The following is a 4,832-nucleotide window of genomic DNA, read 5'->3' as shown; positions in this document are numbered from 1 at the left end:
TCTTGGGGCTCTCCCAGCTATCAACCTCGATTTTTCCGTCCTCGAAGGCCCTTGCTATCGGAGCACAGCCGTCAGACTGCGCCGCGATCAGGCGAGGCACTTTGCCAGCCCTATCCATGAAGCCCTGAAAGACGCCTTTAACCAACGGTCCGGAACTTGTCGGGATGGCGATCCAATCGGGTCCGACGCCTTCCATCTGCTCATGGAGTTCCTGCCCGATCAGCCGCAAGGCATCTACGCCATAAGGATTCAGATAGGTCGTCGTCAGGTTTGCATAGCCGGTCTCGGCGCAACGTAGTCTGGCATGTTCAAACGCGTTTCCGTAATGGCCGGGCACTTGCTCAAGCATGGCGCCATAGGCGAGAATCTGCGCCAGCTTGCCACGCGGCGTCGTATCCGGGCAGACGATGATGGCGGGAATTCCGACATTCGCGGCATAGCAAGCGGCAGCGGCACCGGCGTTGCCGCTCGACGCACTGACGATCCCCTTCGCTCCAAGCGCGATCGCCTGGCTCAATGCCGCTGCCACAAGGCGGTCCTTGAAGGAGCCGGATGGATTGCGGGTTTCGTCCTTGACGAGCAACCGGCCTCTGAAGCCGACGTGGAGGAGATCGGATCTGAGTTCTCGAAGCGGCGTGCCGCCTTCTCCAAGAGTAATATCATCTGCGACGAAGTCAGCTCTGAGCCAGCCGCGCCCTTCCGGTTTTTGACGCGTGACCTCCAGTATGCCGCCGCAATCGGGACAACGGTAGACCAGGGTCGGCGGCCGGGTGGCATTGCAAGCGATGCAGCGCAGCCTCAGTTGCCGGGACGGGGTTTCGGCCCCCGGAAGAACCGCGAGCGTCATTGCATCATTCCGCGCGCTGCGACAGGGAAGACGCATTCGACCCGTTTGCCGCGCATGCCGACATACCAGTCATAGCGGTCGACCGTTGGATCGCAATGGCCGGGAACGAGACGCAGCGTTTCTCCGATGGCAAGGCTTCCGGGATCCGAACGCAGGATGAGCGAACCGTGCTCGTCGGATGCGCCGGCATAGTCGATATCCTGCCTGGCGTGAATGAGAGGAAGTCCGCTGTCGATAGCAATCCCCTTGTGGCCGCAGTCCAGAACCGCGATGCCGTGACGGGCCGCACTCATGACGGTGCTCAGCACGAACAGCGATTGTTCGAAATCGGGAGCGGGACGATTTCGTGCATAGTCGGCATCCATGAACACATAGGAGCCGGCCTGGAGCTCGTTGTAGACGCCGCTGGCTGCTTCGTGGGTGAAGGTTCCCGTGCCTGCGCCGCCGACGATCGCGCAGTCCAGCTTCTGCTTCCTGATTGCGGCGATCGTATCCGCCGTTCGCGTCGCGGCCTGGCCGATAGCGTCGCGTCGCTCCTGTTCGGCGCGCAGGTGCTGGGCGCGCCCGTGATAGGATTGCAGGCCACCGAACACCAGGTGGCGGCTTCTCGCTATGCGGACCGCCAGTGCCGCTGCGGGGGCGCCAGGTTCCACGCCGCAGCGACCGCCACTGACGTCGATCTCGACCAGCACTGTCAACCGCGTGGCAAAGGATTCGGCCACTGCCTCGATCTGGTCGACCACGGCCGCGCTATCGGCACAGAGCGAGATTTTCGACATTCTGGACAGCGCGGCCAGTCGCGCCAGCTTGCGGGAGGAAACGACCTCGTTCGAAACGAGAATGTCGCCTATACCTCCCCAGGCGAGAACCTCGGCCTCCGCTGTCTTTTGCACGCATTGGCCGATCGTCCCTCTGGCAATCTGCCAGTGAGCAATGACCGGGGACTTGTGGGTTTTCGCGTGAGCGCGCAACCGCACACCTGCTTTACGGCAGAATGCGGCCATACGGTCGAGATTTCCTTCCATTGCATCGAGATCGATGATGAGGGCAGGGGTATCGATATCCGCTTCGCTCATTCCGGGCTCGGCAGGCGGGCGCTGGACCATTTTGTCTTTCTCCGATCGCGATGATGCCAATCAGGACCACGCAGGCGAGGGATCGTCCTTGCCTGATATGCGAGACGATCGACGGACAACCCGCATCATCCGCGTCAGGCGGCTATCGACGATCGCGTCTGCTGCGAGAGGGTTTCGAAATTGTCGCGAATATAGGCCGCGGCACGCAAGGCGAGCGCCGAGATGGTGGCCGTCGGATTGACGACGCCGCCGGTGGTGAGCACGCTTCCATCGACAATGAAGAGGTTTGGCACCTCCCAGGTCTGGTTCCATTGGTTGACGACGGATGTCGATGGGTCGCTGCCCATCCGGCAGGTGCCGATCATGTGCCAGGCTGGTGTGCGATAAACGCCCTCCTTGTCGCGATAATCATGCAGCCGATATTCGAAAGCACCGCAGGCCTTTGCGAGCTCTTCGAGGCGATCCAGCATGTAGTTCATCATACGCTTGTCGTTCTCGCCGGGCGCGTAGCGGGTCTTTGCCGCAGGCACGCCATCGGAATCCTTCAGCACAGGATCCAGCGTCACGCGGTTTTCCGGATTGGGCAGATCGTCGCCAATGGCGAAAACGCCGATGGAATGGCCGAAGTGGCGCTCGAACCAAGGGTGATGGTCGCGGCCCCATGGCGCGTGGGCCGGCGTGAACCAGCCTGCCGCAAGCTCTCCGGCCGACGGCGTGGAGGTGATGCAATTGAAGTTGAAACCGTTGACGAAACCGCGCGACACGTCCGTCTCGGCAAACTGCCGCGACAGCAGGGATGCGACGTAACCGATATGACCGTCGACAGGCTCGTCGACCCACATTTCGCAGGCAACCAGCGTGTGGTGCAGAAGATAACGTCCGACCTGATCATTGGCGTTGGCAAGATTGTCGGATGCAAGAAGGAGCCGTGGCGTTCCGATGCCGTTCGCGGCCACGATAACCAGTTTTGCGCCCTGGAAATGTTGCTTCCCGGTCTTGCGGTCGACATAAAGAGCGCCGCTCGCGCGGCCGTCCGGGTCCTTCTCGATCTTGAGCACGCGGGCGTTGATGCGCAGTTCGCAGCCGGCATCCAGAGCCTTGGGCCAGATGGACAGCGAATATTTGCTCATCGATCCACGTGGGCAGCCGTTGCATGTGCCGCAGTTGTTGCAGGCCGGCCGACCGTCATAATCCTCGGAGATCGCCGCAGCCTCGACCGGCCACCAGTGCCAGTCAAGCGCATCGAAACCGGAAGCAAGGCGCTTCGCCACCTTGGACACAGGCATCGGCGGGGTCGGACAGCGGTCTCGTGGCGGCATGGCCAGGTCGCCGGCAAGGCCCGACACGCCGACGAGCTTGTCGGCCTGCTCGTAAAAGGAGGCGAGATCCTCATACGTGATCGGCCAGTCCGGCTGAAGACCATGCTCCGTGCCCTTGCGGAAATCGGAAGGACGATAGCGTGGCCAGATTGCGCCATAGACATTGGTTGACCCGCCGACGGCATTCCACATCAGGATTTGCGAGGAGTCCGAATTGACGGGGAAATCGTCCGGATGGCTGCGCTTGTTGACGTCCGGGCTCCAGTTGGTCCGGCGCTGCCACGACCAGTCGGAATGGAGATGCGGATGGTCTTTCGCCTCCACCCAGGATCCCTGTTCCAGGCAGACGACATCGAGACCGGCTTCTGCAAGTGTCAGTGCTGCCAAGGATCCTGTCGCGCCGGCGCCCACTATCAATACGTCACAGATGCGATCTGTTGTCATCTTTCCAATCCCCAGCGATCTGTCATTACCGTGTCCAGCCCGAGCGGCGACGTGTCGACGGGCCTGACCTTTTCGGTCTCCAGGTAATGGCCGCGCCGATGGGCTGGCTGGTCCCGGTTGAAATCGAAAGGCGCCATGTCGTAGCCGGTCAGATGGGGCCGGTGGGAGTACGGACGCCCCGTGTTCCGAATGGCCTCGATGACGAAGGGCGTTTCGTAATAAGCGAGTGTCACCGCCGTGTAGATCTTGTCGAAAAGCTCCGCGTCGGCTTGCTCGAAGACCTTGACGGCCGCGATGCGGGTGTCGCCATTGCTGCTTGAAAGGCCACCCCTTTCCCAGCCCAGCAGATCGGCCAGTGCCGTAGTCTGCACGTCGCTCCAATCCGCAAAGAGGCGCATCGACACGATGCCGTGCACGCCGGCCTCGGACGCGGAGGGCCAACTCTCGTTGCCAGGGATCAGTTCATCGACAAGAGCGCGGATCATCCGCGTTCTCTCAGGTGGAGAAAGCGGCGAATTCCGTTCGCCGGCAAGAGCATGCGATTGAGGGCTCATGCCGCACCTGCCTTTCGATCGATCGTGACGGTGATCATCTTGAGTTCGGTCATGGCTTCCATCGTGTGCACGCCGCCCAGTCGGCCGATGCCGCTCTTGGTGCCGCTTCCGCCGCCGAAGGGCAGGTGAATTTCCCACCATGTGCTGCCGGCATTGATATTGACGATCCCGGCGGGGATCGCCCTGGCGACCGAAACACCCCGCGCCACATTCGCCGTGAAGACGCCGACCGACAGGCCATATTCGCTGTCGAGCGCCAGATCGAGCGCTTCAGCCTCGTTCTTGAAAGTGAGAACGGGCACGACGGGGCCGAAGGTTTCCTCGCGATTGAGTTTCATCTCGCGCGTGACGCCGGTAATGATCGTCGGCTCGAAAAACAGCCCGCTGCCGAGATCGGGGCGCGGCTTGCCGCCACAGAGCACCTTGGCACCCTGCGCGATTGCGTCATCGATGTGCTCCTTGACCTTGGCTGCGACCTTCGCGTTGTTCAGCGGCCCCATGGTCGTTCCCTGGTGGAAGGGATCACCAAGCACATGTTTTTGCGCATGGGCGACGAGCTTTTCGCAGAGGCTTTCGGCAACCGACTGATGAG

Annotated in this window: 5 protein-coding genes; all 5 read right to left on the bottom strand. The window is 61.7% G+C overall.

Going from position 1 to position 4,832, the window contains the following annotated elements:
- Positions 1-847: pyridoxal-phosphate dependent enzyme (locus tag EN893_RS19150; RefSeq protein ID WP_128361699.1), on the bottom strand; the 847-nt coding region annotated here is incomplete at its 3' end.
- On the bottom strand, positions 844-1,923 hold the full coding sequence (locus tag EN893_RS19145) for a DSD1 family PLP-dependent enzyme (protein WP_236383057.1): 1,080 nt from the start codon (positions 1,921-1,923) through the stop codon (positions 844-846). The genes EN893_RS19145 and EN893_RS19150, both read right to left, overlap by 4 nt.
- 134 nt (positions 1,924-2,057) lie before the next feature.
- The gene (locus tag EN893_RS19140; RefSeq protein ID WP_127270352.1) at positions 2,058-3,686 is read right to left on the bottom strand and encodes a GMC family oxidoreductase; all 1,629 of its coding nucleotides are present in this window, start codon (positions 3,684-3,686) and stop codon (positions 2,058-2,060) included.
- A complete protein-coding gene (locus EN893_RS19135) occupies positions 3,683-4,102 on the bottom strand; it encodes a hypothetical protein (RefSeq protein WP_127271701.1) in 420 nt (139 codons plus the stop codon). The genes EN893_RS19140 and EN893_RS19135 overlap by 4 nt, the downstream gene beginning before the upstream one ends.
- A gap of 134 nt (positions 4,103-4,236) precedes the next feature.
- Positions 4,237-4,832: aldehyde dehydrogenase family protein (locus EN893_RS19130; protein ID WP_128361698.1), on the bottom strand; the 596-nt coding region annotated here is incomplete at its 5' end.

The sequence above is a fragment of the Mesorhizobium sp. M7A.F.Ca.CA.004.04.2.1 genome (assembly GCF_004022825.1).
Taxonomy (GTDB): Bacteria; Pseudomonadota; Alphaproteobacteria; order Rhizobiales; family Rhizobiaceae; genus Mesorhizobium.
This window is presented reverse-complemented; position numbering and strand designations above follow the sequence as displayed.

Excerpts from the sequence above, each read along its gene's own strand:
- EN893_RS19145 (WP_236383057.1), bottom strand. The coding sequence starts at position 1,923 with ATGAGCGAAGCGGATATCGATACCCCTGCCCTCATCATCGATCTCGAT.
- EN893_RS19140 (WP_127270352.1), bottom strand. The coding sequence starts at position 3,686 with ATGACAACAGATCGCATCTGTGACGTATTGATAGTGGGCGCCGGCGCG.